Raw genomic sequence first — 25,826 nt, 5'->3', positions numbered from 1 at the left:
GTTCAGACCTCCGCGTTCTTCTGATCGGCGTCTTTCACTACGGAGCCGTTGGAGCCGTTGTCGCCGTTGGAGCCGTTCTGCGGGGCCGGGGCCGGGAGCGGGTCGGCGGCGGCGGACGGGACGGGCCGTACGCGTACCGGCGGGGCCGCGGTGACGTCGGAGGACACCAACTGCGGGTGGCGGTTGATCCACCGGCGGCGCGGCTCGCGGGCCAGCAGCTTGACGGTCTCGCGCACCAGCGGCAGCCGCTTGTGCTTGCCGGACAGCATCATCCGTCCGGTGATCACGGCCATGTCGGTCAGCGGGAAGACCTCGTAGTACTTCGAGCGGTGGTGGTAGAGGTCGAGGAAGCGGCCGATCTCGCCGCGCTCGGCCATGCCCTTGAGCGCCTCGGGGACGGCGGCGGGCAGCGCGCCCGCCTCGCCGAGGATGTTCGCGAGCCAGTAGTGGCCCTCGAAGCGGCGGTCGCGCCACTGCGTCCACAGCCGCAGCGTCTCGTCCTGGCCGAGCGCCGACACACCGGAGCCCGAGCGGCCGAGGGCGGCGACGATGGCGGGCGCGAGGCGCTCCACCTGGCGGAAGGCGTCGCCGATGCCGCGGCCGGCGGAGGGGTCCTTGAAGTGGCCCGCGTCGCCGACCAGCACCCAGCCGGGTCCGGAGGACTGCCGGAAGTAGCCCTCGAATTTGACGATCCCGGAGATCTTGGTGGCGATCTTCGCGTCGGCCAGCGCCTCCGCGGTCGGTTCGCAGGACCGCATGTGGGCCAGCAGGCCCGCCTCGGTGTTGCGCCGGAAGTATTCGCGTTCGTGTCCCTCGGGAGAGACGCCGACCAGGTACAGGCCGTTGTCCGCGGGGCCCGCCCACACCATCCGGTCGCCCCAGCGGTGGAAGACGAAGGTGTCGTCGGAGGACGGGTGGGCGCCCTCGAAGAAGGTGAAGTAGTAGGAGCGTTCGTTGGGTACAACGTTGTATTTGCGCGAGCCGACCATGTACGCGACCGTCGAGTTGCGGCCGTCCGCGCCCACGACGAGCGGCGCGCGCAGCACCGTCTCCTTGCCGTCGTGCTGGGCGCGCACACCGGCCACCCGGCCGCGCTCCCAGATCATTTCGACGACCTTGGTGCCCATCCTGACGTCGGCACCGGCCTCGACCGCGGCCTCGTGGAGGATCGAGTCGAGCAGGTGCCGACGCAGGAAGGTCGCGCCGCCCACGTCGTCGAAACGCAGCGGGAACTGCGAGACGACGTGGAAGTCGTTGAGCTTGGTGTCGGCGCGGCGCATGAAACGCACACCGGTCTTCTCGACGGAGTCGAGCACACCGAGGCGTTTGAGGAACAGGAGTCCGTCGGCCTCCATGAGGTGCGAGGAGAGCACCTCACGGGGGAACGTCGCCTGCTCGACCACGACGACCTTCAGGCCCGCGCGCGAGAGCAGCGTGGCGAGCGGCGACCCGGCACAGCGGGCGCCCACGATGATGACGTCGAAGTGCTCGGCGTCCGTACGGTTTCGCCGGATTTCGCTCCCGGCCAGGCCCTTGGTCGTCATGGTCTTAGCTCCGCGCCCTTTCGCCGGCCGGGACGATCTGCGAGTCCAGCGGACGCGGATCACCGTCACCCCACGAAATGCCCTGGAGGTGCGTGGTGCGCAGTCCCGCGTAGTTCAGCTCTCCGTACGGTCCGCCGGTGAGGCCGTTGCCACCGTGGGTGGAGAGGATGGAGTTGAACCCGATGTGCGAGTCGTTGACCTTCAGCAGGCCGCCGTTGGTCACGCCGTCGGCGAACCGGTGAGCGGTCTGCTCGTCGCCGGTCCACACCGAGTTGCGCAGCCCGTACTTGTTGGCGTTGAGGAAGTCGATGATGTCTTCCAGCAGCGCGTCGTCGTCCGTGGTCGCCTCGGGCACCACGACCGGCAGCAGCGGGAAGAAGGTCTCCTCGCGTACGCAGGACAGGTCCCGCGACTCGGTGAGTCCGTCGACCCTGACCACCGTCGGCAGGCAGAACATCCCGGTGCTCGATGTCTCGCCGTCGACGTCCACGCGCGTGCCGCCGCAGAGCACGGACGCGCCCTTGGTCTCGGCCTCGGACAGGAAGTCGAAGAAGCCGTCGACCTTCAGTACCGGGCTGAGCAGGATCTCCGGGTTCTCCGGGTAGCCGGGCACGATGGCCTTGGCGCGCTCCACGAACACCTCGAGGAAGCGGTCGGCGACCTCGGGGTGCACGATCGCGTACTTCGGCACCATGCAGATCTGGCTGGAGCCGTAGAACGACTCCTCCAGGGCCCGCGCGGCGGCTTCGAGATCCGCGTCCTTCCAGACCACGAAGCCGTCGTTGCCCGCGAGTTCCAGGATCGCCTTCTTGCCGTTGCGCAGACAGTCCTCGCCGAGCTTGAGGCCCGCGGCGCTGTCGCCGAAGAACAGGATGTCGTCCACCAGCGGGCTGGCGAGCCAGGTCCGCAGCACGGCCTCGGTGTGACCGCAGATCACATTGAGCGTCCCCGGAGGGGCGCCGTGCTTCTCCAGGATCGGCGCGAGGATGTCGCGGTAGACGAACATCACGCTCAGCGGCGTGGTGCGCGGCGCCTTCACCACCAGCGTGTTGCCCGCCAGGAGGGCGAGCACGCCCAGCGTGGAGTTCGAACCCGCCGCGTTCTGCGGGGGGTTGACGCACACCACGCCGTCGGGCTTGCGCACCAGTTCCAGCGTGCGGCCCTGCGGCGCGAACTCCTGGTGGAGCTGGCTCTCGTACCAGCGGACCGTCGGCTCGTCGCAGCAGCGCAGCATGCCGCTGACTTCCCACTGGGCGAGCCGGCGCGGGTGCCCCTCGGCGATCAGGATGTCGATGAGTTCCTCTGACCGTTCGGCCAGCGTCTCGTTGAACTCCAGGACGATCTGGCTGCGGGTCTCCTGCGGGAGGAGCCGGAAGGTCCGGCTCGCCCTGCGGGCCGCTTCCAGCGCCCGGTCGTTGTCCTCGGGGGCGCCCACCGCGCACCGGGCCACCACGGCCTCGGTCGACTCCACGGGCCGCCCGAGTTCCAGCGCCCGCTTGAGGTTGAACGTCGGGCGGTTCTCCTTCAGGTACGCCGAGGCGCGCAGGACGTACGTCCATCGAGCACCCTCGACGTCCTTGCCGTCGATGTACTGAGGGTAGGACCTCATGCCTGGAGGCCCTCCATGCTGGGGGCGACGAAGTCTTCCTTCTCGACGTCGCGCAGCAGGCCCTCGTTGTACCGGCCGTACGCGCCCAGGTCCAGCAGGCCGTGGCCGCTGTAGTTGAACACGATGGTGGCCTCGCGCCCGGTCCGCTTGCACTCCAGGGCCTTGTCGATGACGGCCCGGATGGCGTGCGAGGTCTCGGGGGCCGGGAGGTAGCCCTGGAGCTTCGCGAACGTGGTGCCCGCGTCGAAGACGGACACCTGCCCGTACGCCTCGGCGTCGAGCAGCCCCTCGTGCCGCATGAGACCCACGATCGGGGCGCAACCGTGGTAGCGCAGGCCGCCCGCGTGGATGGGCGGCGGCACGAACTCGTGGCCGAGGGTGTAGGTGTGCACACCGGGGCCGCGGCCGTTGGAGTCGGCGAAGTCCAGCCGGTACTCGCCGTAGGTCAGCGGCGCGCACGCCTCCGGCTCGGCGGCCAGGATGGTGATGTCGGCGCCGTTGAGCTTGTCCTCGACGAAGGGCGAGGCGAAGCCGCTGAGGTTGGACCCGCAACCGACCGAGGCGATCAGGTAGTCGGGGGTGCGGCCGATCATCCTGAGCTGTTCCTTCAGCTCCAGGCCGATCACCGAGTGGTGCAGCAGGCAGTGGTTGGAGAAGGCGCCGACCGCGAACCGGGTGCCCTCGTCGGCGTCGACGCACTCCAGCGCCTCGCTGACCGCGGTGGCCTCGCTGCCGGGGTGGTCGGGGTACTCCGCGAGGAGCTTGCGGCCGTAGTCCGTGGTGTCGCCGGGGCTGGGCCGCACCTCGGCGCCGTAGGTCTCCATCAGATTCCGGCGGTACGGCTTGGTGTGGTAGCTCGCCCGCACCATGAAGACCGTGAGGTCGAGGCCGAAGATCTGGCAGGCGATGGCCAGGGCGCTGCCCCACTGGCCGGCGCCGGTGTCGGTGACCAGCCGGGTGTGGCCGTCGCGCTTGGCGTAGTACGCCTGGGCGAGGGCGGAGTTGAGCTTGTGGCTGCCGCTGGGCGAGGTGGCCTCGTACTTGAACCAGATCTGGGCCGGAGTGCCCAGCTCCCGCTCCAGCGCGACGGCGCGGATCAGCGGGGTCGGCCGCCAGAGCTTGTACGCCTCGCGTACCGGCTCGGGGATCGTGATCCAGCGCTCCAGCGAGGTCTCCTGCGCGGCCATCGACTTGACGAACAGCCGCTCCAGCCACTCCCGCGTGACCTTCTTGCCGGTGGAGTTGTCGATGTACTCCTCGGGCAAGCGGGGCAGATCCGGGATGACGTTGTACCAACGGGTGGGAATCTTATCGACCGGAAGATCGACACGGTCGATTAAGCCGAGCGGCTTCATACCTTGCGTCCCCTTAAGAGCGTGGTTGCTGACGAAATGCAGTGACACTCGTACGGACCTGCGCATGCCTGACCGGGCCGGCACCCTCGTGGGGAATTGATTTCCGGCATGACAAAGTCAGGCATTGGGCTTTTGGGTGCGAAAAATCTCGGCGAGAGGAACGGTGAAGCGCGGTGGAGTCGTGCCTCGGCACAACGATTACTCAGTGCCTCGGCGGCGCGTCAGGCTCCAGCCGAAGTCACGAGTTGTGCGAGATCACGGATTGCTGTTCCCGTGGATTCGCGCCCGAAGGCACGGAGGGACGGGATGTCCGGACGTCACCGGCCGTACGGCCTGGTGGTGCGGGGTCGATCAACCGTGCATGAGAGGCCGACCAGGTGTCGGACCTCGAATATTCTCGTGCCAGCACTCGCATACCCCCGTATCAGTACTGGAATTGTTTGACAGCCTAGCGTCCGGCAGTTCCGATGGCAATACCATACTGGAACGCGTCCCGATGACCGGAACTCATCCCGGTGACCAGCGCATTTCCCCTGCGGGAGTCACAATGGGCTGGTCACCGGGACGCCGTCGCATTACTGACCAGATCGGTCAAAGTGAATTCCTGTGAAGCCCGGCGACAACGACAGTGGCGGCGGGCCGCTTCCGCGGGCCCGCCGCCACTGTCACGCTCGCCGTGCGGACGCCTGTCGTACGGCGCCGCGGGCGGTCCTCCTGAGCCGGGTCAGTGCCGCCCGGCGCGGTCCTCCTGAGCCGGGTCAGTGCCGCCCGGCGGGTTCCGTCAGCGCTGTCCGGCCGGCGCCGTCTCGCGGACGGACTCCTCGCCCTCTTCGGGCAGCTCGGGCAGGATGCCGGTCAACGCGCTCTCATGCAGGTCCTTGTGGCGCAGCGTCAGCGCGGCGATCACCGCGGCGACGAAGGCGAACACGGCGCACAGGGTCATGGCGTCGTGGAAGCCGGTGGTGAACGCGTCGCGCCCGGCGGCCAGCACCTTGTCGGCCAGGCCGGGGCCCGCCGAGTGCGCGGCCTCGTCGATGCTGCCCGCGCTGATCCCGTTGGCGATCTTGTCGCTCTGGGCGCTGGTGAGCGTGGCCGCGGCGTCGGACGCCTTGAAGGCGCTGGTGACGTGGTTCTCGAAGAACGCGCCCGCGACCGCGATGCCCAGAGCCGTTCCCACCTGCTGGAACGTCTCGCTGATACCGGAGGCGACACCGGCCTTGGCCGGTTCCGCGACACCGATGGCGAGCGCCGCGCGGGTCGGGTTGAACAGGCCGAAGGCCAGGCCGATGACCACCAGGGCGGGGATGAGCGAGGTCCAACTGTCGCCCGCGCCGCTGAGGTGGATGAGCAACAGGCCGATGCCCAGGGCGAATTGGGAGGTGGCCATGATGACCCGGAACGGCACCTTGCCGGTGAGCCCGCCGGCCAGCGCGCCGAAGAAGAACATCGCCAGCGTCAGCGGCAGGAAGCGCAGGCCGGCGGACCAGGCGGAAGCGCCCTCGACGCTCTGCAAATACGTCGTGACCAGGAAGATCGGCGGCAGACCCGCGGCGTTGGCCAGGAAGGTCGTCGCGGACAGGCCGAGGAAGGTGCGGTTGCGGAAGAGCTGGGTGTCGAACATCGCCTGCTCGCCGCGGGAGCGCGCGACCGCGAGGAAGACCGCCAGGCACACCGCGGCCACCGCGTACAGCGCGATGTTGCTGCCGGAGAACCAGCCGTCGGTGTTGCCGCGGATGATGGCCAGCACCAGGGCGGCCAGCGAGAGCGTGAAGGAGACCATGCCGACGAAGTCGGGGGCGGCGGCGCTGGGCAGCCGCGATTCACGGACCTGGCGCATCGCGATCAGGACGGTGATCAGGCCGACCGGCACATTCAGATAGAAGATCCAGCGCCAGCCGGGGCCATTGGTCAGCGCGCCGCCGATCAGCGGTCCCGTGGCGACGGCGAGACCCACCGCGGCGCCGAACGCGCTGAACGCGGTGGCGCGTTCCTTGCCGCGGAACTCATGACCGAGCAGAGCGGGGCCCACGGCGAACATGATGGCCGCGCCGACACCCTGGACTCCGCGGCTGACATTCAATACCCCGATATCCCCGGCCAGTCCGCAGGCGAGGGAAGCCGCGGTGAAGATGATCAGGCCGATCAGGAAGAGCCGCTTGCGGCCGGTCCTGTCCGCCACCGATCCGGCGGTCACGAGGAAAGCCGCGAGCGTCAGCGCATACGCGTCGAACACCCACTGCATACCGCTGAAGCTGGCGTGCAGTGAATCATGAATGCCGGGCAGGGCGACCGAGACCACACTCAGGTCCAGCATCAGCATGAATGTGCCGACGGATACCACTGCCAGGGTCCACCACCTTAAAGCAGCGGGGGGGTGGGGCGTTTCGGTCATGCCGACTCCAGAGTGTGGAAAGTCGCCGTATCCGGCGAATCTGGCTGCTGACTATGGATGGTGACCATGCCGTGGTGGAAGCACCGCTGCCGAGGCGCCCCGCGTCGGCGGACAGGCCGATCCAGGGTGCTGGCCGATGATCGCGGTCGGTGCCGGTGCCGTCAATTGCCCCATGGGGCATGGTTGAGCATGTGTACAACGTATACCCTACACATGCTCGCGCGCACCCGCACGAAGATGTCCGTCGGGTGTCGGCATATGCGCGCGGGTTCGCAAAGACAGCGTCTTTTTTATCCGCAACTCCTTTTAGCGCGACTGTATATGCTGTATAGGCGGTAGTCGCCGGCGGACGGCGCGGTGATCCGCGTCCAGCGGCCCGCGCGGCTCACGCATCCGCCGGTCACCCGGAACCAGGGCGACCAGGCGACGCGGACGACGGTGCTCCCGGCCTTCGGCAGCCGGACCGTCACGTCGGCCTCACCCGCCCGCAGCACGCGCGCGGGCGCCGAGGCCAGCGGCACCGGGCGCTCCACCGCGAAGACCGTCCAGTACGGGTCCCGCCAGACCGGCCGCAGCCAGTCGGGGCGGGCGGCGGGCGCGAGCAGCGCGGCCTCCGCCGCGCCGGGACCGCCCACGTCGCCGTGGGGCAGCACGACATACGCCACCGCCCAGTCGTCGAGCCAGCGGCGGTAGGCGGCGGCCGGAAGCGTCCCGTCCGGCAGCGTCCCGCCGTAGAACAACCGGTCCCTCTTCACGTCGAGTTGGCGGTTCCAGCCGCGGGCGATCTGGGCGACGTCGGCGAAGAGCGTCGACTCGCGGTGATCGCGGGCCGGAACGACCTCGATACGGTGCCGCTCGGCGCGCAGTCCGCGCAGCGCGCGGGTCACCCCCTCGGTGTGCGAGGCCCAGTCGGGGACGGCGGTGGACATGCGCAGTTCCCTGCCGGTCTTTGCGGCCAGCGCGTAGCCGTTGTGACCGAGCGCGCCGGTCAGCACGACGACGAGGACCGCGCCGAGCACGGGGGCGCGGGCGGCCGTACGGGTCGGGCCCCGGTCCAGGCGCACGTACGAGCCGCCGCGCGGGCGTCGGGCCACGCGTTCCATCAGCGCGGCGGCCAGCAGCGGCAGTCCGGCGATCCCGGCCAGCCGCTCGACGTTGGTGCCGACGGGCGAGGCCACGCAGGCGGTGAGCGCCGTGCCGAGCGCGTACGCGACCGCGCCCGCCCGGACCGTGCGCCAGGACCGCGGCGCGGCCAGGGCCAGCGCCAGGGAGGTCACCAGCGGGCAGACCGCCGCGTCGGCGCTCATCAACTGCTCGCCCTGGAAGGGGAAGAGCACGTACACCGCGCCCAGCACCAGCACCGGCGGCGCCGCCAGGGCGAGCGCGGCGGCGCGGCGGCCCGCCGCCAGCAGGCCCGCGCCCGCGACCCACAGGAAGAGGGCGGCGACCGGGCTGGACATCGCCGTGAGCGCCGCGAGGACCGCGGCGCCCGCCCAGCGGTCCGGCGCCCGTCGCACCCGGCACAGCGCCAGCAGCCCGAAGGCCGCGCCGACCGCGAAGGTCGTACGCCCCGAGGCCACGTCGCACCACTGGCACACGGCGCCCAGCAGCGCCGGGACCATCGGCCGCCGCACGCCGGAGCGGACGAAGAGCACGGCCATCGCCCACGTCGCCGCCAGACCGGCCGCGACCGAGACGGCCCGGACCCCGGCGTACGCCATCAGCGGCGGGGTGAGCACGCTGTAGTCCATCGTGTGCATGCCGCCGTACCAGGCGAGGTTGTACGGCGTGCCCGGATGCCGCCCCGCGAAACCGGCCCACGCGACCTGGGCCGCGAGGTCGCCGCCGCCCGTGGCCAGCAGCCACGCCCAGAGCGCGTACAGCGGCGCCGCGCAGGCGACCGCCACCGCCGGGACCGGCCAGTGCCTGCGTCGTGGGGCCGGCCGTACCTGCCCTGTCCGCTGCGTGGGCCGCGGCAGCACCGCGGGCTGAACGACCGACACGTCACTCATAGCGGACGCCTTCCCCGGAAGCGGCGGGGACAGCGGGTCGGCCGGGAAAGACCATACTCGGTATACATACTGAGTATGTATACCGAGTATGGCCGGGTGGGCGCCACCGCCTCCCCGACGGGGCATGGCAGCATCGGGGACGGCCGGACCGGACAAGGAAGCGAGAGGCGCACACCATGCCGTTGCAGATCACCGCCACCGACGCGGAGCACCCGTCGGCGCTGCTCGACCTGGAGTGGAACCTGCCGCTGGAGGAGTGGCCGGACACCTCACTGGTCGCGCTGCCGCGCGGCATCTCCCGGCACGTCGTGCGCTTCGCGCGGGCCGGGGACGAGGTCGTGGCGATCAAGGAGGTCAGCGAGTGGGCGGCCGTGCGCGAGTACGGGCTGCTGCGCGACCTCGACCGGCTCGCGATACCGGCCGTGGACCCGATCGCGGTGGTGACCGGCCGGGCCGCCGCCGACGGCACCCCGCTGGAACCCGCGCTCATCACCCGGCATCTGAACGGCTCGCTGCCGTACCGCTCGATGTTCGAGACGACGATGCGCCCCGACACCGTCAACCGCCTGCTGGACGCGCTCGCCGTCCTCCTCGTACGGCTCCACCTGGTCGGTTTCGCCTGGGGCGACTGCTCGCTGTCCAACACGCTCTTCCGCCGTGACGCGGGCGCGTACGCCGCCTACCTGGTGGACGCCGAGACGGGGCAGATCCAGCCCGAACTCACGCGCGGGCAGCGGGAGTACGACATCGAGCTGGCCCGGGTGAACATCGCGGGCGAGCTGATGGACCTCGAAGCGGGCGGCTCCCTGCACCCCTCGGTCGACCCGGTCCCGTTCGGCGAGGCGATCGTCCGCCGCTACGCCGACCTGTGGCACGAGCTGACCCGCGAGTCCGTCTACCCGGCCAGCAAGCGGCACTACATCGACCGCAGAATCCGCCGCCTGAACGACCTCGGCTTCGACGTCGCCGAGATGCAGATCGAGCGCTCACCCGGGGGCGACACCGTGACCTTCCTGCCCAAGGTCGTCGACGCGGGCCACCACCAGCGCCAACTCCTGCGCCTGACCGGCCTCGACACCGAGGAGAACCAGGCCCGCAGCCTCCTCAACGACCTGGAGTCCTGGATGGCCACCCAGGACGACCACGCCCCCGCCGACGGCCTGCCCGCCGCCCGCCCCGAAGTCCTCGCCCACCGCTGGCTGCGCGACGTCTTCCGCCCCGCCGTCCGCTCCGTCCCCCAGGACCTGCGCGCCCGCGTCGACCCGGCGCAGGTCTACCACGAACTCCTCGAACACCGCTGGTACCTCTCCGAGCGCGCCCAGCGCGACGTGGGCCTCGACGCCACGGTCGAGAGCTACACCACCGAAGTCCTCCCCCACCTCCCCGACCCGGCGCTGCCGACGGACGGCGAGTGAGCCCGACCTCGCAGGACAGGAAACTGGCCGTCGGCCCGCACACACCGTGCACCAGAAGAGTCCTCGTCGCCGTGCACACCCTGGTGTACGGGCAGCGGCTGGCGGATCTGTTGCCTTTGCTGGAGTCCGATCCGAGGATCCGGCTCGTCCTCAGCGTCGCGCCGCACGAGTTCGACGCGGGAGCCACACACTTCGTCCGGGCGACGGGCCGCGCGTCGATTCCCTGGGAGGAGGCAGTGCGTACGCCCTTCGACCTCGCGCTCTCCGCCGGTTCCCGCGGTATCGAGCAGGTACGCGCTCCTGTGGTCCGGCTGCCGCACGGAGCATCACACATCAAGCTGGCGCGCTCCAGGGATCCTTCGGGGCAGCGGGCAGTACCGGGGCTGAGCCGTGATCACCTGATGTGGGACGGCCGAGTCACGTCACGCGCGGTGGTGCTGGCCCACGAGCGAGACCGACAGGACCTGGCACGCTGGTGTCCGGAGGCATTGCCCTTCGCCAAGGTCGTGGGCGATCCGTTCTTCGACCGGATCAAGGACAGCCTGCCTTTGCGTGCCGCGTACCGCCGCGCGCTCGGGCTGCGTTCACACCACCGGCTCGTCGTCGTCAACGCCACCTGGCGGCCCGGACCGACGGTGGACCACCTGCGAGCCCTGCTCGCGCGGCTGCGACGTGGAGTGCTTCCGCCGGAGGTGAAGATCGCGGTCCTGATCCATCCCAACGTCTGGGAAGGACCGGACGGCCGGCATCTCGACGGTCGACTCGCCGCCGACCGGAACCCCGGGATCGAGGTGATCGCTCCGGAGGCCGATTGGCGGCAACTGCTCATAGCCGCGGATCTGCTCATCGGTGACCACGGCTCGGTGTCCGTGTACGGAGCCGCGGCAGGCGTCCCCATCGCGCTCTCGCACTTCCCTCACGCCTACGTCAATCCGAGGTCACCTGCGGCGGAACTGGCCCGTGTCGTTCCCCTGTTGGACCCGGCCCGTCCACCGGCCGAACAACTGGCCGAGCTGCTGGCCGCGCCCTCGTCAGGACACGACAGCCAGCGGTACGCATCCGTCGTCGAGCGCATCACCTCGGAGCCCGGCCGCTTCGACGCGAACTTCCGCCGGTTGGCCTACCAACTCCTCGGGCTCGGCGCGCCCGACGGTCCGCCCGAACCGTCCCGACGCCCCTTGCCACTGCCGGGGGCCCTGAGTCGGCTGAGCCTGCGCCCCAGCCGTTCCGCGTCGTCCGGGCTCATCCGCTCATAGATGCTGTACGAACACTGGTAGTGGCGTCGTGCGGCCATGGCGTCGGCATGCCGTTCAGTGATCTCTCCCAGCATTTCCCACACCCGCGCCTCCCAAGGGGCGGCCCCTAGAGTGTGGAAGCGGTGCTGCGCCAGAAGCAACTGCCGCTCGGCTTCCGCCGCGCGGTCGATGTCGGCATAGGTGCGGCCCAGGAACGCCTGTGCCCGTGCAGCGTCGTAGAGGTCTCCCTCATCCACCAGCGCGGCGTACGCGTGTTGGAAGAGACCGGCCGCCTCGACGTGACGGCCTTCCTCCCGGGCGGCGTTGCCCAGGCTGATCCTGGTCAGCGCGGCACCGCGCTTGTAGCCGATCCGCTCGCGCAGCGTCAGTGCCCGGCCCAGGAAACTGCGAGCATCGTCCACCTGCCCGTCGAGCAGCCGCGCCGTGCCAATCCCGTTGAGTGCCTGGGCCTCCGTCCATAGGTCGCGGTCTTTCATCGCCATGGTCAGCGCCGTGCCGTACCACGCGGCTGACTCCTCCAAACGGCCGCTGTTCCGAAGGGCCACACCGCCGGAGGTGAGCATTCTGGAGACGCCCTCCCGGTGACCGGCCCGCCGGGCCGCCGCCAGCCCAAGCCGGTGTGCTTCCAGCCACAGATCCTGCGGTCGCAGCCGCAGGAAGGCAGGCCACATCGCATCCACCAACTGCCAGACCAGGGCATGCCGGCCGGCGTCGTCCGCCGCGCGCAACAGCGCCATGAGATGGCCGAGCCCATGCTTGAGCCACCTCACCGCATCCGTGGAATCGGCGAAGTGAGTGGTGGCCAGCAGGCCTTCGTCGTCCCTCCACAGGAGGCGTCGGCCAGGGCAGAGCAGAAGCTCTGCTGTCCTGGCCGTCGCGAGGTAGAGGTCGAGCACGCGGCGGACCGATTTGCTCCGCTCAACCGGGCTCGACTCCGATTCGGCGTGCCTCCGGGCATGAGGCAGCACCGTGTCGTGGAGTCGGTAGCGGCCGCCCCCGGCAGCCTGGACCAGGTACATCCCCACCAGGACGTCGAGGCGGCGCGCGGCGTCCGCGACCGAGATGTCGCAGGCCGCAGCCAGCACGCTTTCGTCGAATTCCTGCACCGGTGACAGACCGAGGCAGCGGTAGGCAAGGGCCACGTCGTGGGACAGGCTCCTGTACGACGCGTCGAGGAAGGCCCATGTCGCATACGGGACAGCCGATTCCGCGGCCGGCTCCGCCTCCTGTTGGACCAAGGTTCCGACCACCTCGCTGATGCTCAGGACCGGGCTCGACGCCAACCTGGCGGACGCGAGGCAGACGTTCAGCGGCAAGCAGGCGCTCAAGGAGATCACCTGCCGTGCGGCCGCGGGTTCGCGCTCTGCCCTGCGCTGGCCGCTGAGGCCCATGCCTCGCACCAACAGCTTCATGGCGGCTGCGGGTTCGAGCGGTCCCAACTCGTGGAAGGCGACTCCCTCGGCCGCGAGTTCGGTCAGCCGATTGCGACCGGCCACCATGACCACGGTGCCGCCGGGGCCGGACAGCAGAGGACCGACCTGGCGGGAATGGCCCGCGTTGTCGAGCATGACGACAAGACGCCGTGTACGGGTCACCGAGCGCCACAACCGGGCTCGTTCAGCGGGCTCGGAGGGCACCGGCGTGAATCCGAGAGCTCGTAGCAGTCGGTCCAGAGTTTCAGGCGGCTCGACTTCGCGGCCGCGCTGATGGCCGCATAAGTCCACGTACAAGGTGCCGTCGGGGAAGGCGTCGGCATGGCGGCGCAGCCACGCAGCGGCGAGTGTGGTCTTGCCGCTCCCCGCAGGGCCGCTCAGCGCGATCGTGCGTCCGGCGTGGGCCAGGGAGGCAGCATAGAGATTGTCGAGATGTGCCAAATCCTGCTCGCGGCCGAGGAAATGGTCTGGTTCCAGGACTTCCAGGAAGTGCTGACGCTCAGGTCCCGGGTCAGAACGGCCTGCCGCGAACGGACGGCCGTCATTGTCCCGGCTCGGCATAGCGTCGCCTGCGGTCCAGCGCGGGAGGCCGGAGCCGGGATCCGGACGAGTACGCTCCAGGTGCGGATGTCGCGGGTCGGCCTGCCACGTCTCGTCCATCATCGCTGCCCCCTCACCGCGATTATCCGTCCGACGGCCGGCCGAGCACCCGGTACCAGCCATTCCGGACCGGCGCGGGCGCAACCGCGCGAGCGTCAGGCGCGGTCGAAGGAGTCGGTGGGGTCGCGGAGGGCGACCGTGGCGTGGCTTTCCTGGAAGCTCTGTTCGGAGACGACGGTGAGGCGGGCGGTGGCCTGGAAGTCGCGGACGGTCAGGGCGCCGCACGAGACCATGGTGGCCTTCATCTTGGCGACGGTGACGGCGAGACCTTCGCTGAGGTCGCCCGCGTAGGGGACGTAACCGTCCACGCCCTCTTCGAAGACCAGGCCCTGGCCGCCCTGTTCGTAGCGCTGCCAGTTGCGGGCGCGGCTGGAGCCCTCGCCCCAGTACTCCTTGACGAAGCCGTCGCGGGTGGGGAGCTTGGCGCCGGGCGCCTGGTCGAAGCGGGCGAAGTAGCGGCCCATCATGACGAAGTCGGCGCCCATCGCGAGGGCCAGGGACATGTGGTAGTCGTGCACCAGGCCGCCGTCGGAGCAGATCGGCACGTACTGGCCGGTCCGCTCGGCGAAGGCGTCGCGGGCGGCGGCGACGTCGAGGACGGCGCTGGCCTGGCCGCGGCCGATGCCCTTCTGGTCGCGGGTGATGCAGATGGAACCGCCGCCGACGCCGACCTTGACGAAGTCGGCGCCCGCCTCGGCGAGGAAGCGGAAGCCCTCGCCGTCCACGACGTTGCCGCCGCCGACCGGGATCCGCGGGAAGTGCTCCTTCGACCACGCGATCGCCTGGGCCTGCCAGTCGCTGAAGCCGTCGGAGGAGTCGAAGCAGAGCACGTCGGCCCCGGCCTCGGCCAGTCGCGGGACGCGCTCGCGGTAGTCGTGCGTGTTGACGCCCGCGCCGACCCGCAACCTCTTGTCCTGGTCGACCAGTTGGTGGGGGAAGCGCTTGTTGTCCGAGTAGTCGGAGCGGAAGACCAGGTAGCGCAGGAAGCCCTCGGCGTCGACCACCGGCAGGCAGTCCAGACGCTCGTCCCACAGCCGGGAGTTGGCCTGCGACAAGGTGATGTCGTCGGTCGCGCACGCGAGGACGTCGACCGGGACCATCCGGCTGGAGACCGGCTCGTCGGACCGGTGGCGCTGCGGGTGGAAGTCGCGGGAGGTCACCAGGCCCAGCAGCCGCCCGGTGCCGGTGCCGTCGTGGGTGACGGCGGCCGTGCTGTGACCGGTGGTCCGCATCAGCTCCCGCAGCCGGCCCAGCGGGTCCTGCGGCCGTACGTTGGTGTCGCTGACCACGAATCCGGCCTTGAAGTTCTTCACCGCGCGGACGTCCGCGACCTGGTCGGCCACCGGCCGGTTGTGGTGCAGGAAGCTCAGCCCGCCGTCGCGCGCGAGCGCGATGGCCAGCTCAGGAGAGCTCACCGACTGCATGATCGCGGACGTGAACGGGGTCCGCAGCTCGATCGGCGACGGCTCGTCCCGCGCGTGCCGGACCAGGGGCGTCCGCAGGTCCACCGCCTCCGGCGAACAGTCCGTCCGCGTCCGGTTGGGCAGCAGCAGGAACTCGTTGAAGGTGCGCGAGACCCCTTCGATGATCTGAGCCATGCACCCGGACTCTACAGGCGCCGCCCGTCCGCCGCGCGGCGCCCTGCCGCAGGTCAGTCGCCTTCCGCGGGTCCCGGCGGCGGATGTCAGAGCGCCACCGCTTCCGCCCGCTCCCGGCGGCGGACGTCAGAGCGCCGCCGCTTCCGCGCGCTCCCGGCGGCGGATGTCAGAGCGCCGCCAGCTCCGGCAGCAGGTCCACCGCGAGCGACACGTCGGGGGTCAGCGCCCGGTCCTCGGTGGCCGTCGGCAGCGCGGAGTCCAGGACGGCGAAGACCGGCGCGTGCGTACCGGCGCCCGCCGACAGCGCGGGAAGCGCCGGGTGCAGCCGCAACGCCCGTACGGCGGCGACGAGTTCGCAGGCGAGCACGAGCCGGTAGGCGTCCACGGCGCGCAGCGCCTGCCGGGTGGCCTGGGAGGCGAAGCTCGCGGCCTCCTCGACCCCGCGCGAGAGCACCGCGTGCCCGGCCGAGGCCGGTACGGCGCTGGCGCGTATCTCCGCGAGGGCGGAATTGGCGCTGTACTCCAGGATCATCATGCCCGAGCTGGCCGCCGAGCCCCCGGCGAGGTAGGAGCGCAGGCCGGTGATCTCGGGGTCGCCGAAGGCGGTCAGCCGCGCGGCGGACAGCTGCGCGGTCTGAAGTACGGCGAGGCAGAGGTGGTCGAGCGCGAGCCCGACGGGCGTGGCCATGAAACCGCCGTGGTGGTACGCGACCGGCCCGCCGTCCGGTCCCTCCTCGCCGATCAGCGGGTTCTCCGAGGGGCAGTTGACCTCGACGTCCAGAATCCGGCGCAGTGCCCAGGCCGCCTCCAGCGCCGGGCCGTGCACCTGCGGGAAGGCCCGGAAGCCGTACGGGTCCTGGATGCGGCGGCCGGTGGCGCGCGGCCGGTCGGGGACGCCGAGCAGTCTGCGGACCTCGGCCCCGGCGTGCAGCGCGCCCGGATAGGGGCGGATGGCGAGGGCGGGCGCCGCGTACGCCTCGAGCGAGCCGGAGACGGCGGCGAGCGAGAGGGCCGTCACGGCGTGCGAGGCGCGCAGCAGGACGTCCAGGTCGTGGCAGACCAGCGCGGCCTGCCCGAGGGTGAAGGCGCTGCTGCTCATCAGCGCGAGCGCGTCGCCCTGCTGGAGGGTGACGCGGCCGGGGAAGGGCGCGGGCACCGCGGCCGGGTCGAGCGCGGCGGCCGGGTCCAACCCACCGGCGGACGGCGGCACTTCACCGTCGGGCGACGGACCGGACGACGGCGAAGGCGACGGCGAAGGTGCCCGCGAGGGCGACGGCGTGGACTGCGGCGAGAACGGCGACGGCGAGGACTGCGGCGACGGCGACGGCCACGGCCCCTCGCGGAAGGCGTCCGCGGGATCCGGCTGCCGCCCCAAGTCCTCGTGCAGCCACGGCCGTTCGCCGATCAGCGCGAGACCGGTCTCGGCGAGCGCGGTCAGATCCCCGGTGCCGACTGCCCCGTACTCGCTGACCGCCGGGTGCACACCGAGCCGCAGCGCCTCCACCAGGGCCTGCACGACGGCCGGTTGGAGCGCGGAGCCGCCCGCCAGCGCCTGGTTGGCGCGGACGGCGAGCGCGGCACGCACCTGGCGGGCCGGGAGCAGCGCCCCGACCCCGCCCGCGTGGCTGCGCAGCAGCCGCAGGTCCTGTCCCGCCTGGTCCTCGTCGCTGACCGGCACGAGCCGGTTCGCGCCGACGCCGGTGTGCCGCCCGTACATCCGGCCCGCGGCGGCGGCCTGCCGCGCGGCCCGCCAGGAGCGGTCCGCGCGGGCCAGCGCCTCGGGCGCCACGGTGGGTACGGCCGTCCGGTCCGCGATCCGCGTCACGGCGTCGGCGTCCAGGCCGGCGCCGTCGAGCACCACGAAGGCCCCCTCCTCGGCGGAGGGTGCCGTCGTGCGGTGCGTCGGCGTCTCGGAATCAGAGGCTGTACCCACTGCGCTGTATCGGTCCCGCTGCCGCGGTCAGCCGAGGCCGACGGAGGTCAGCCAGGTCTTGGCGACCTCCAGCGGGTCCTTGTTGTCGCTCTGCACCTGGGTGTCCAGGCTGAGCAGGGCCGCCGTGTCGAGCTTCGCCGACACCGCGTTGAGCGCGGCGACGCCCTCCTTGGACAGACCGCTCTTGTAGACCAGCGGGATCACGTTCTCGAAGCCGAAGAGGTTCTCCGGGTCCTGGAGGACGACGAACTTCTCCTTCTCGATGGTCGGGTCCGTGGTGAAGACGTCGGCGGCCTGCACATTGTTGTTCTTGAGCGCCGCCGCGGTCAGCGGACCGCCCGCGTCGAGCGCCTTGAACGACTTCGGCGTGAGGTTGTAGACCGACTTCAGGCCGACCAGGCCCTGCTGCCGGGTCTGGAACTCGGGCGAGGCGCCGATGGTGATCTCGGAGCCGTACTTCGCCAGGTCCGCGATGGTGGACTTCTCGGTCAGCTTGTACTTCGCCGCGGTGGCCGCGTTGACCGTCAGGGAGTCCTTGTCCTCGGCCGGTGCCATGTCGAGCAGCGTCAGCTTCGGGTCGAGCTTGGCGAGTGCCGCCTCGTTGGTGGCCTGGGCCGTCTTGGGCGTGGCCTTGGCGTCCAGGTATGCCAGAAGTGCGCCGTTGAACTCCGGCAGTACGGTCAGCGAACCGTTCTTCAGCAGGCCGTAGGTGGTCTCCCGGCTGCCGATGTTCGGCTTGTAGCTGACCTTGATCCCCTTGGCCTTCAGGGCCTCGCCGTAGATGTCGGCGATGAGGATGCTCTCGGGGAAGTTGTTGGAGCCGACGACCACGGTGTCGCCGCTCGCCTTCGACCCGGCCAGCGGGTCCTTGGCCTTGTCGGAGCCGGAGTCACCACAACCCGCGAGCAGGGGCGCCGCGACGGCGGCGACGACGGCGACCGCCGCGAGGCGGCGTATGTGGCTCGGGCTGGACCAGGTGCTCTTCACGTGAGAGGTCACGATTTCCGCTTCCGGGCTCGGGGAGTTTCGGTCTCTGATCGGGCGTACTCGTGGCGTAGGCGCACCCACACACGCGGACGTACGTCGAGTACGCACACACGTGCGGTTGCGAGTGCTACCCAGCGATCCAATCCAGCCGCTTCCGCGTCAGTCAAGAGCAGCCTGATCACCGATCGGCATCGATGTCTGAACACCGGTGGATTGGTCGGTGATTCCCGTTCCGTACGGTCGTGTCCGTAACAAATTATTGATGGTGTGGTCAGGTAGTCGTGGTCAAGAGGAGGTAGTCTCCCCGACGTTGGTCAGGTGCTCGGACAACCGCGGGGAGTATCCGGTCACTTCATTCCGGTTACGTACAGAAGCGTTCATTATGCGCCACTGTCGTCGTGTCCGGTTGTCGGCGAGCCGGTAAGCGGTTCCGGAGGAGGCTTGGTGTCCGTGCACGAGGTGGACGGGTCGGCACGTCCTGACCCGGAGCCACACGTCAGGGGCGGGGTACGGAACTTCGCCGACCGCTGGCCGTTCCGGCGCAAGCTCAACGTCCTCGTCGGCGTTCCGCTTGTCGTGGTCGCGATGCTGCTCGCCTACGTGATCACCGGCCTCGTCGGCCAGGCGCAGGACGCGGCCTCGGCCGCGCAGCTCGTCCGCGACAGCCGCCAGGTCGCCGAACTCGTCGACCTGGTCGAGACCGAGCACCAGCAGGCTCTGCTGCTGTCCGTGCGCTACGAATCGGCCACCTCGGGCAAGCGCCCGTCGCTGGTCGCCTACCGGCAGGCGCGCACCGCCGTGGACGCGCAGGTGGAGAACGTACGCGCCACCTTCGGATCGCGGCTGCCCGCCGCGGAGGCCCAGGTCCTCAAGGAGATCAACGGCCTCGGCAGCCTGCGGAGCACCATCGAGCAGAGCTATCTGCCCGCGGACAACATCGACCCGGCGTACACCGCGACCGTGGACGGCCTGATCGACGGCCTCGGCCTGGATCTGAACAAGAACCTCAGCTCGACCCGCACCGGCAGCATGCTGGACTCGCTGCTGCGCGCGGAGGCCGCGCACGCCTCCTTCGAGACCAGCGTCTTCTCCGCGCAGACCGGTGACACCAACGCGCTGATCGAGTTCAACAACGCGGTCGGCTACCAGCAGCTCTACGTCTCCCAGGCCAGCCGCTTCGGGCGGTTCGCCAGCGACGCGCAGCGCACGGAGCTGGCCGGGATCGAGATGAACCCGGTCTGGAACGGCATCGCGCTCCAGTACGCGGGCCTCCAGATCGACCCGAGCGCGCTGGAGGCCAGCGGCCCCGCGCAGGTGCGGGCGGCCTTCACCAAGGCCCTCAAGTCCTACCCGGACTACCAGAAGCAGGCGCAGACCCGGCTGAAGATCACCGGCTCGCTGATCGACCAGATCGCGCACCGCGCCGACCGGGCGTCCGACGACGCCTGGTGGCGGGCCGCGTGGCTGCTCGGCGGCGCGCTGCTGGCGTTCGTGCTGTGGCTGGCCTTCTCCGTGGCCGTACGCCGCTCGGTGATCCGGCCGGTGCAGGTGCTGACCGGGGCCGCGACGGAGGTCGCCGAGGTGGCCGGGCAGGAACTGGCCCGGGTCGCCGACGACGACGCGGACTTCGCCGGGGCGCCGCGCCTCCAGGAGGTGCCGGTCACCGCGCACGACGAGATCGGCGACCTGGCCGAGGCGTTCAACCGCGTGCAGTCCACCGCGGCGGCGCTGCTGGAACGCCAGGTGCTCAGCCGCCGCAACGTGGCCGAGATGTTCGGCAACGTCGGCCGCCGCGTCAGCAACCTGACGGCCCGTCAACTCACCCTGATCGACGCCCTGGAGCGCGGCGAGACCGACCCCGCGCTGCTCGACCGGCTGTACCGGATCGACCACCTGGCCGTACGCCTCCAGCGCAACGCCGACAGCCTGATGCTGCTCGCCGGTATCCGCGAGGCGGGCCTGGACGCCAGCCCCACCGCGCTGACCAACGTCGTACGCGCCGCGCTCGGCCAGATCGAGGGCTACCAGCGGGTCTCGCTGCTCGCGGACACCGACGTCACGGTCGCGCCCGACATCATCGCCGACCTGACGCTGATGCTGGCCGAACTCCTGGAGAACGCCGTGGCGTTCTCCCCGGCCCGCAGCCCCGTCGAGGTGTCGGTGCGCGACGGCGCCGAGGGCGCGCTGATCGAGATCACCGACCACGGCCTGGGCATGAGCGCGGAGCGGCTGGCGGAGGAGAACGCCCGGCTGATCCGCCGCGAGCGCCTCGACCTGGTGCCGACGAAGGTGCTCGGCCTCTTCGTGGTCGGCAGCCTGGCCCGGCGCTGGGGTGTACGGGTCACGCTGACGCGGACGCCCGGCGGCGGTGTCACCAGCCGGGTGACGATCCCGGCGACGCTGCTGCTGCTCATGAGCCCGTTCGCGGAGCCCGTCGCCGAGGGGGCGGCTCCGGCCGCCAAGGCCGTCGGCGGCGCGCGGGAGGCCGTCGCGGCTCCCCGCCACGTCGAGGCCGAGGAGACGGTCGCGCTGCCCGAACGCCGTACCGCGCCGTCGTGGGCCGGTACGCCCGCGGCAGGCTCCCCCACGACACCCACGACACCCGCGGGCCCCGCCCCGGTGCCCGCGCCGCGCGCGCCGGAACCGGCGGCAGGACGCGACGACGGACGCGACGGATCAGGATCAGCCGGACCGGGCGAACCCGGCGGCCCCGGCGGACCGGGCGACGGCCGCGACGGCCTGACCCCGCTCCCCCGCCGCGTCCCGCAGCGCCAGGCGGCCGAGGAGACCCCGGCCGCCCCGGCGCCCGCGGCGGGCGGACCCACCGCCCCCCACTCCGAGCAGGACCGGCCCCCGAGCGACGGCGAGGACGGCGGCGCCCGTCCGCTGCGCCGCCGGGTGCGCGGTGCCACGCTCGCCACCACACTGACCGACGCGGGACGCGCGGCCGCGCGCCGGGCCCCCCGTCAGACAGACGCAGAAGAAGTCCGCTCGGAACTCGACGAGTTCGAGGCCGCAGTGGAGCGGGCCAACCGTGACGTCGCGAGCGGCACGGCACCCGGTACGACGAACAGCCAAGCAGGGCTTCCGGAAGGAGCGGACCAGTGACATCGCCGACAGGTGGGACCCCGGCCGGACAGGACCCGCCCGCCGATCTGCGCGCCGCCGCAGCCGACTTCACCTGGCTGCTGAACCGTTTCGCCACCGAGACCGCGGGCGTGGTCGACGCCATCGCCGTATCCTCCGACGGCCTGCTCATCGCCGTCTCGCAACTGCGCGACGCGGCCGACTCCGAGCGGCTGGCGGCCATCGTCTCCGGCATCACGAGCCTGGCGGCGGGCGCGGCGGGCAACTACGGTCTCGGCGGCCTCAACAAGGTGATCATCGATCTGGAGGACGGCCATGTGCTGGTCTCCGCGATCGGCAGCGGCGCGGTGCTCGGCGTCGTCACCTCCAAGGAAGCCAAGCTCGGCAACATCGCCTACGAGATGACGGTCTTCGCCAACCGCGCGGGCGCCGCCCTCAGCCCGCAGCTCGTCCTCGAACTCAAGAACAGCGTCGCCGTTCCGTCCCCGCGCGGCCGGTCCTGGGACTAGCGAGAAGCGAGGAGAGCAGAAGGAGGAGGCAGGCACATGGCGGCCGGTGACACGCCAGTCGGCGAGGGGTCCCGTACGGGCTCCGCCGACGACCCGGTCGGCCGGGCACCCGCGGTACGGCCGTTCCTGGTCACCGCGGGCCGGGTGGCCGGCACCAGGTCGGGACCGCCGATCCCGGTCGAGACCCAGGTGGTGACGACCGCGGCCGGTGTCGGGGCGCTCGACGGGCTCTCCTTCGAGGAGCACGACATCGTCGCGCTCTGCCGCGTGCCGCAGTCGCTGGCGGAGATCGCGGCCAAGCTCCGCCTGCACCTGAACGTGGTCCGCGTGCTGGCCGAGGACCTCCAGTCCGGCGGCCATCTGTCGGTCTACGTTCCCAGCTCCGACATCGCCCAGGACATCTCCGTACTGCGAAGGGTTATCGATGGGCTCCGCACCATCCCCGACTCCAGGGGGGCATTACGTGACACCGAGTGAACCGGCGGGCCGGGCCGCCCGCAGGACCGACTCAGGGCTGCCGACCGCCGTCCGGCCGCCGCTGCCGGTGAAGATGGTGATCGCGGGCGGCTTCGGTGTCGGCAAGACCACCACCGTCGGGTCGATCTCCGAGATCAGGCCGCTGACCACGGAGGCGGCCATCACCGAGGTCGCCGCGGGCGTGGACGACCTCAGCCACACACCGCACAAGACGACCACCACGGTCGCCATGGACTTCGGCTGCATCACGATCGACGCGTCGCTGAAGCTGTACCTGTTCGGCACGCCGGGGCAGGACCGTTTCGGCTTCATGTGGGACGACCTGGTGGAGGGCGCGCTCGGCGGGCTCGTCATCGTCGACACCCGGCGGCTCGACGACTGCTACGCCGCCGTCGACTACTTCGAGCACAAGGCGATCCCGTTCGCCGTCGCCGTCAACGCTTTCGACGGGCACGTCGAGCACGCCATGGACGAGGTGCGCTGGGCGCTGGACATCGCCGAGCAGGTGCCGGTGTTCACCTTCGACGCGCGCGAGCGCGGTTCGGTACGGGACGCGCTGCTGGTCGTCCTGGAGCTGGCGCTGGCGCGCGCGGAGGGCTGAGCGGGGGCCGTTGTCGTACGGCCCCCGACCGTTCCCCCACCGCTCCCGCGTGGCTTCCCCCTGCACCTTCGCGCTGCCCGGCGGTCAGCCGCCGCGGCGCACTCCCGGGGACACCACGAGCCGGTTGACCAGCCAGAACAGGCCGATCGTGGTGAGGGCGAGGCCCGCCACGAGGGTCGCCCCGCCGACGACCTTCTCGTAGTTGCGCTGGTAGAGGCCGTCGATGATGTAGCGGCCGACACCGCCGAAGCTGACGTACGCGGCGATCGACGCGGTGGAGACCACCTGGATCGCCGCGGAGCGCAGGCCGCTGAGGATCAGCGGGAGCGCGACCGGCAGTTCGACCTGGAAGAGCACGCTCGTGGTGCTCATGCCCATGCCGCGGGCCGCGTCGACCGGCGAGGGGTCGACGGTGCGCACGGCCTCGTAGGTGGTGACCAGGATCGGCGGCACCGCGAGCGCGACCAGCGGGATCATCACCGGGGTCAGGCCGATGCCGACCCAGACGGTGATCAGCACCAGCAGGCCGAAGCTGGGCAGCGCCCGCGCGGCGGTCGCGATGGCCGCCAGCGCGTTCCCGCCGCGTCCGGTGTGGCCGGTGAACATGCCGATCGGCAGTCCGATGGCGGCGGCGATGGCGAGGGCCATGAGGCTGTACTGGACGTGCTCGAACAGCCGGTGCGGGATGCCGTCGGCGCCGTGCCAGTGCGAGCCGTCGCTGAAGAAGGCGTTGACGAAGTGCAGGACGTTCATCGGGCGGCGTCCTTCAGGGTGGGCGCGGTGGGCGCGGGTCGTGAGGCGGGCTCCGCCGGTTCCGACAGCGGTACGCCCTTGCGCCTGGCCTGTCCGCCGCGCGGCATCCACGGCGTGAGCAGCATGCGGATCAGGACGAGTACGCCGTCGACCGCCATGCCCAGTACGGCGATGGAGACCACGGAGGTCACCACCAGCGGTGTGCGGTGGTAGAACATGCCGTCGGTGAGCAGATTGCCGAGCGCTCCCTGGTTGCCGATCAGGGCGCCGACGCTGACCAGGCTGATGCTGGACACGGCCGCGACCCGCAGCCCGGCGAAGATCGCGGGCACCGCGATGGGCAACTGCACCTGGAGATAACGGCGTCCGGGGCCGAGGCCCATGGCGGTCGCGGCGGCCATCGTCTCCTCGGGCACCGACCGGACGCCGTCCACGATCGCCGGGACCAGCAGCACGAGGCTGTAGACGGTCAGCGGGATCATCACGGTGGTCTCGGTCGCGCCGGTGTAGTCGATGAGGACGACGAAGAAGGCGAGCGACGGGATCGCGTACAGCACGGTCGTGACCCACAGCACGGGCGAGTAGATCCACTTGAAGCGGACGCAGAGCTGGGCGACCGGCAGCGCGATGAGCGTGCCGAAGAGCACCGGGAGCAGCGCCTCGCGCAAGTGCAGGCCGATCAGGCCGAGATAGGAGTGCTGGAGGTCGCTGGGGATGGTGAAGTACTCGCTCATCGGGCGGCCTTGGCAGCGGTCTCCGGGTCGGCGTCGGCCGGGTCCGCGGCCTTCGCGGCGGACCCGCCGTGCCCGCCGGACGCGGCGGTCTTCGCGGCGCCCCTGCCCGCGCCGCGTTCCGCGTGGGCGCCGCGGATGGCCTCGGCGATCGTCGTCTGCGAGGTGACGCCGACCACCCGCCCGGTGTCGTCCACGGCGACCGCCCAGCCGGTGGGCGAGAGCACCGCGCAGTCCAGCGCGTCGCGCAGCGACTCCTCGCCGAAGACGAACGGGCGCCCGTGCGGCAGCAGATCGGCGCGGTCCAGCCGGTCGGCGCCCTTGGCCGCGGCGGCGGGCTCGGTCCAGCCGATCGGCCTGCCGTCGGTGTCGGTGACCAGGAGGTACGGGGCGTCGGACGCCGCGGTGCGCTCGGCGACCTGGGCGGAGCTCGAGTCGACGGCGATGATCGGCGCGGTGGTGAGTTCGAGTCCCGCCGAGGTGAAGAAGGACAGCCGGCGGATGCCGCGGTCGGTGCCGAGGAAGTCCTCGACGAACGCGTCGGCGGGGGCGGTCAGCAGCTCGTCCGGCGGCGCGTACTGGGCGAGTTTCCCGCCGGTCCGCAGCACCGCGACCATGTCGCCGAGCTTGATGGCCTCATCGATGTCGTGCGTGACGAAGACAATGGTCTTGCCCAACTCGGCCTGGATACGCAGCAGTTCGGCCTGGAGCCCCTTGCGGACGATCGGGTCGACCGCGGAGAAGGGCTCGTCCATCAGCAGGACGGGCGGGTCGGCGGCGAGCGCCCTGGCCACGCCGACGCGCTGCTGCTGGCCGCCGGAGAGCTGGTACGGGTAGCGCTTGGCCATCGAGGCGTCCAGGCCGACGCGTTCCATCAGGTCCCTGGCGCGCTTCCTGGCCCGGTTGCGGTCCCAGCCCAGCATGCGCGGCACGGTCGCGATGTTGTCCACGATGGTGCGGTGCTGGAAGAGTCCGGCGTTCTGGATCACGTAACCCATCGACCGGCGCAGCGCGTTGACCGGCTGCGCGTGGATGTCGGCGCCGTCCAGCAGGATCCGGCCACCGCTGGGCTCGACCATCCGGTTGATCATCCGCAAGGTGGTGGTCTTGCCGCAGCCGGAGGGTCCGACCAGTACGGTGATCGAGCCGTCGGGTATGTCAAGGGAGAGTTCGTCGACCGCCACAGTGCCGTCGGGGTATCGCTTGGTCACCGAATCTATCTGTATCAAGTTCCTGATCCCCTTCGGGGCTGGGCTTGGGGGGACTGTTTCCGGCCGTCGCGCGGAAAGCCTATCCCGCACATGTGTCCGTTCCGGGGAACATCCGTCCCATGGGACGCAGGGCGGCCATCTTGACATGGGCAGGACATAGAGGTGTTCTGGTCTCGACCACGGCCCGGAGGACGGCACTTGGCCGGACCCCGCGGCCCGGCCCGGTCCCCGGACCCGGTCACCCCCCACCATCCGTCGCACAG

At 70.9% G+C, this 25,826-nt stretch carries 17 protein-coding genes and 1 pseudogene; 6 read left to right on the top strand and 12 right to left on the bottom strand.

The features are described from left to right. Positions 1-2: 2 nt before the first annotated feature. The 5 genes from ACFZAM_RS10200 to ACFZAM_RS10180 form a co-directional block, all read right to left on the bottom strand. On the bottom strand, positions 3-1,544 hold the full coding sequence (locus ACFZAM_RS10200; protein WP_391044481.1) for an FAD-dependent monooxygenase: 1,542 nt from the start codon (positions 1,542-1,544) through the stop codon (positions 3-5). Positions 1,545-1,548: 4 nt separating this feature from the next. Further along, a complete protein-coding gene (locus ACFZAM_RS10195; protein ID WP_355344320.1) occupies positions 1,549-3,153 on the bottom strand; it encodes an aldehyde dehydrogenase family protein in 1,605 nt (534 codons plus the stop codon). After that, positions 3,150-4,508: a TrpB-like pyridoxal phosphate-dependent enzyme gene (locus ACFZAM_RS10190; protein ID WP_188281833.1), complete on the bottom strand. Its 1,359-nt coding sequence runs from the start codon at positions 4,506-4,508 to the stop codon at positions 3,150-3,152. The genes ACFZAM_RS10195 and ACFZAM_RS10190 overlap by 4 nt, the downstream gene beginning before the upstream one ends. Before the next feature lie 781 nt (positions 4,509-5,289). After that, complete coding sequence (locus tag ACFZAM_RS10185) at positions 5,290-6,822, bottom strand: DHA2 family efflux MFS transporter permease subunit (protein WP_391044479.1); 1,533 nt, start codon at positions 6,820-6,822, stop codon at positions 5,290-5,292. Positions 6,823-7,190: 368 nt separating this feature from the next. Continuing rightward, a complete protein-coding gene (locus ACFZAM_RS10180) occupies positions 7,191-8,912 on the bottom strand; it encodes a hypothetical protein (protein ID WP_391044478.1) in 1,722 nt (573 codons plus the stop codon). A gap of 176 nt (positions 8,913-9,088) precedes the next feature. On the opposite strand from ACFZAM_RS10180, the gene ACFZAM_RS10175 reads away from it, so the two are divergent. Continuing rightward, the gene (locus ACFZAM_RS10175; protein ID WP_391044476.1) at positions 9,089-10,327 is read left to right on the top strand and encodes a DUF4032 domain-containing protein; all 1,239 of its coding nucleotides are present in this window, start codon (positions 9,089-9,091) and stop codon (positions 10,325-10,327) included. Next, positions 10,324-11,583, top strand: a complete 1,260-nt coding sequence (locus ACFZAM_RS10170) for a hypothetical protein (RefSeq protein ID WP_391044474.1) — start codon at positions 10,324-10,326, stop codon at positions 11,581-11,583. The genes ACFZAM_RS10175 and ACFZAM_RS10170 overlap by 4 nt, the downstream gene beginning before the upstream one ends. Positions 11,584-11,834: 251 nt before the next feature. On the opposite strand, the pseudogene ACFZAM_RS10165 reads toward ACFZAM_RS10170, so the two are convergent. The 4 genes and pseudogenes from ACFZAM_RS10165 to ACFZAM_RS10150 all read right to left on the bottom strand — a co-directional run. Continuing rightward, a pseudogene (locus tag ACFZAM_RS10165) lies at positions 11,835-13,577 on the bottom strand (AAA family ATPase); the annotation flags it as partial. Between the two features lie 194 nt (positions 13,578-13,771). After that, positions 13,772-15,274, bottom strand: coding sequence for an IMP dehydrogenase (locus ACFZAM_RS10160; protein WP_355344335.1), 1,503 nt, complete (start codon positions 15,272-15,274; stop codon positions 13,772-13,774). Positions 15,275-15,440: 166 nt separating this feature from the next. After that, on the bottom strand, positions 15,441-17,135 hold the full coding sequence (locus tag ACFZAM_RS10155; protein WP_355344456.1) for an aromatic amino acid ammonia-lyase: 1,695 nt from the start codon (positions 17,133-17,135) through the stop codon (positions 15,441-15,443). A 99-nt stretch (positions 17,136-17,234) separates the two neighbouring features. Beyond that, on the bottom strand, positions 17,235-18,206 hold the full coding sequence (locus tag ACFZAM_RS10150) for a glycine betaine ABC transporter substrate-binding protein (protein WP_391044472.1): 972 nt from the start codon (positions 18,204-18,206) through the stop codon (positions 17,235-17,237). Between the two features lie 432 nt (positions 18,207-18,638). Between ACFZAM_RS10150 and ACFZAM_RS10145 the strand changes: the two genes are divergently transcribed. From ACFZAM_RS10145 to ACFZAM_RS10130, 4 genes are read left to right on the top strand one after another with little or no spacing between them, the layout of a single operon-like run. Then, on the top strand, positions 18,639-21,302 hold the full coding sequence (locus ACFZAM_RS10145; protein ID WP_391044470.1) for an ATP-binding protein: 2,664 nt from the start codon (positions 18,639-18,641) through the stop codon (positions 21,300-21,302). After that, positions 21,299-21,790, top strand: coding sequence for a roadblock/LC7 domain-containing protein (locus ACFZAM_RS10140; RefSeq protein ID WP_355344344.1), 492 nt, complete (start codon positions 21,299-21,301; stop codon positions 21,788-21,790). Before ACFZAM_RS10145 ends, ACFZAM_RS10140 begins: the two co-directional genes overlap by 4 nt. A 36-nt stretch (positions 21,791-21,826) precedes the next feature. Beyond that, entirely contained in the window at positions 21,827-22,267 is a 441-nt protein-coding gene (locus ACFZAM_RS10135) for a DUF742 domain-containing protein (RefSeq protein WP_188280651.1), read from the top strand. Beyond that, positions 22,254-22,868, top strand: coding sequence for an ATP/GTP-binding protein (locus tag ACFZAM_RS10130; RefSeq protein ID WP_355344348.1), 615 nt, complete (start codon positions 22,254-22,256; stop codon positions 22,866-22,868). Before ACFZAM_RS10135 ends, ACFZAM_RS10130 begins: the two co-directional genes overlap by 14 nt. 84 nt (positions 22,869-22,952) lie before the next feature. On the opposite strand, the gene ACFZAM_RS10125 is transcribed toward ACFZAM_RS10130, so the two are convergent. Genes ACFZAM_RS10125 through ACFZAM_RS10115 form a run of 3 tightly spaced genes read right to left on the bottom strand, consistent with a single transcriptional unit; the run spans position 22,953 to position 25,581 of the window. Further along, on the bottom strand, positions 22,953-23,621 hold the full coding sequence (locus ACFZAM_RS10125; RefSeq protein WP_355344351.1) for an ABC transporter permease: 669 nt from the start codon (positions 23,619-23,621) through the stop codon (positions 22,953-22,955). Next, complete coding sequence (locus tag ACFZAM_RS10120) at positions 23,618-24,355, bottom strand: ABC transporter permease (protein ID WP_355344354.1); 738 nt, start codon at positions 24,353-24,355, stop codon at positions 23,618-23,620. Before ACFZAM_RS10120 ends, ACFZAM_RS10125 begins: the two co-directional genes overlap by 4 nt. Further along, positions 24,352-25,581, bottom strand: coding sequence for an ATP-binding cassette domain-containing protein (locus ACFZAM_RS10115; RefSeq protein ID WP_391044466.1), 1,230 nt, complete (start codon positions 25,579-25,581; stop codon positions 24,352-24,354). Before ACFZAM_RS10115 ends, ACFZAM_RS10120 begins: the two co-directional genes overlap by 4 nt. Positions 25,582-25,826: the final 245 nt, after the last annotated feature.

This window comes from Streptomyces sp. NPDC008079, assembly GCF_042957385.1.
In the GTDB taxonomy this organism is placed as follows: Bacteria; Actinomycetota; Actinomycetes; order Streptomycetales; family Streptomycetaceae; genus Actinacidiphila.
This window is presented reverse-complemented; position numbering and strand designations above follow the sequence as displayed.

Excerpts from the sequence above, each read along its gene's own strand:
- ACFZAM_RS10200 (WP_391044481.1), bottom strand. The coding sequence starts at position 1,544 with ATGACGACCAAGGGCCTGGCCGGGAGCGAAATCCGGCGAAACCGTACG.
- ACFZAM_RS10195 (WP_355344320.1), bottom strand. The coding sequence starts at position 3,153 with ATGAGGTCCTACCCTCAGTACATCGACGGCAAGGACGTCGAGGGTGCT.
- ACFZAM_RS10190 (WP_188281833.1), bottom strand. The coding sequence starts at position 4,508 with ATGAAGCCGCTCGGCTTAATCGACCGTGTCGATCTTCCGGTCGATAAG.
- ACFZAM_RS10185 (WP_391044479.1), bottom strand. The coding sequence starts at position 6,822 with ATGCTGGACCTGAGTGTGGTCTCGGTCGCCCTGCCCGGCATTCATGAT.
- ACFZAM_RS10180 (WP_391044478.1), bottom strand. The coding sequence starts at position 8,912 with ATGAGTGACGTGTCGGTCGTTCAGCCCGCGGTGCTGCCGCGGCCCACG.
- ACFZAM_RS10175 (WP_391044476.1), top strand. The coding sequence starts at position 9,089 with ATGCCGTTGCAGATCACCGCCACCGACGCGGAGCACCCGTCGGCGCTG.
- ACFZAM_RS10160 (WP_355344335.1), bottom strand. The coding sequence starts at position 15,274 with ATGGCTCAGATCATCGAAGGGGTCTCGCGCACCTTCAACGAGTTCCTG.
- ACFZAM_RS10135 (WP_188280651.1), top strand. The coding sequence starts at position 21,827 with ATGGCGGCCGGTGACACGCCAGTCGGCGAGGGGTCCCGTACGGGCTCC.
- ACFZAM_RS10125 (WP_355344351.1), bottom strand. The coding sequence starts at position 23,621 with ATGAACGTCCTGCACTTCGTCAACGCCTTCTTCAGCGACGGCTCGCAC.
- ACFZAM_RS10120 (WP_355344354.1), bottom strand. The coding sequence starts at position 24,355 with ATGAGCGAGTACTTCACCATCCCCAGCGACCTCCAGCACTCCTATCTC.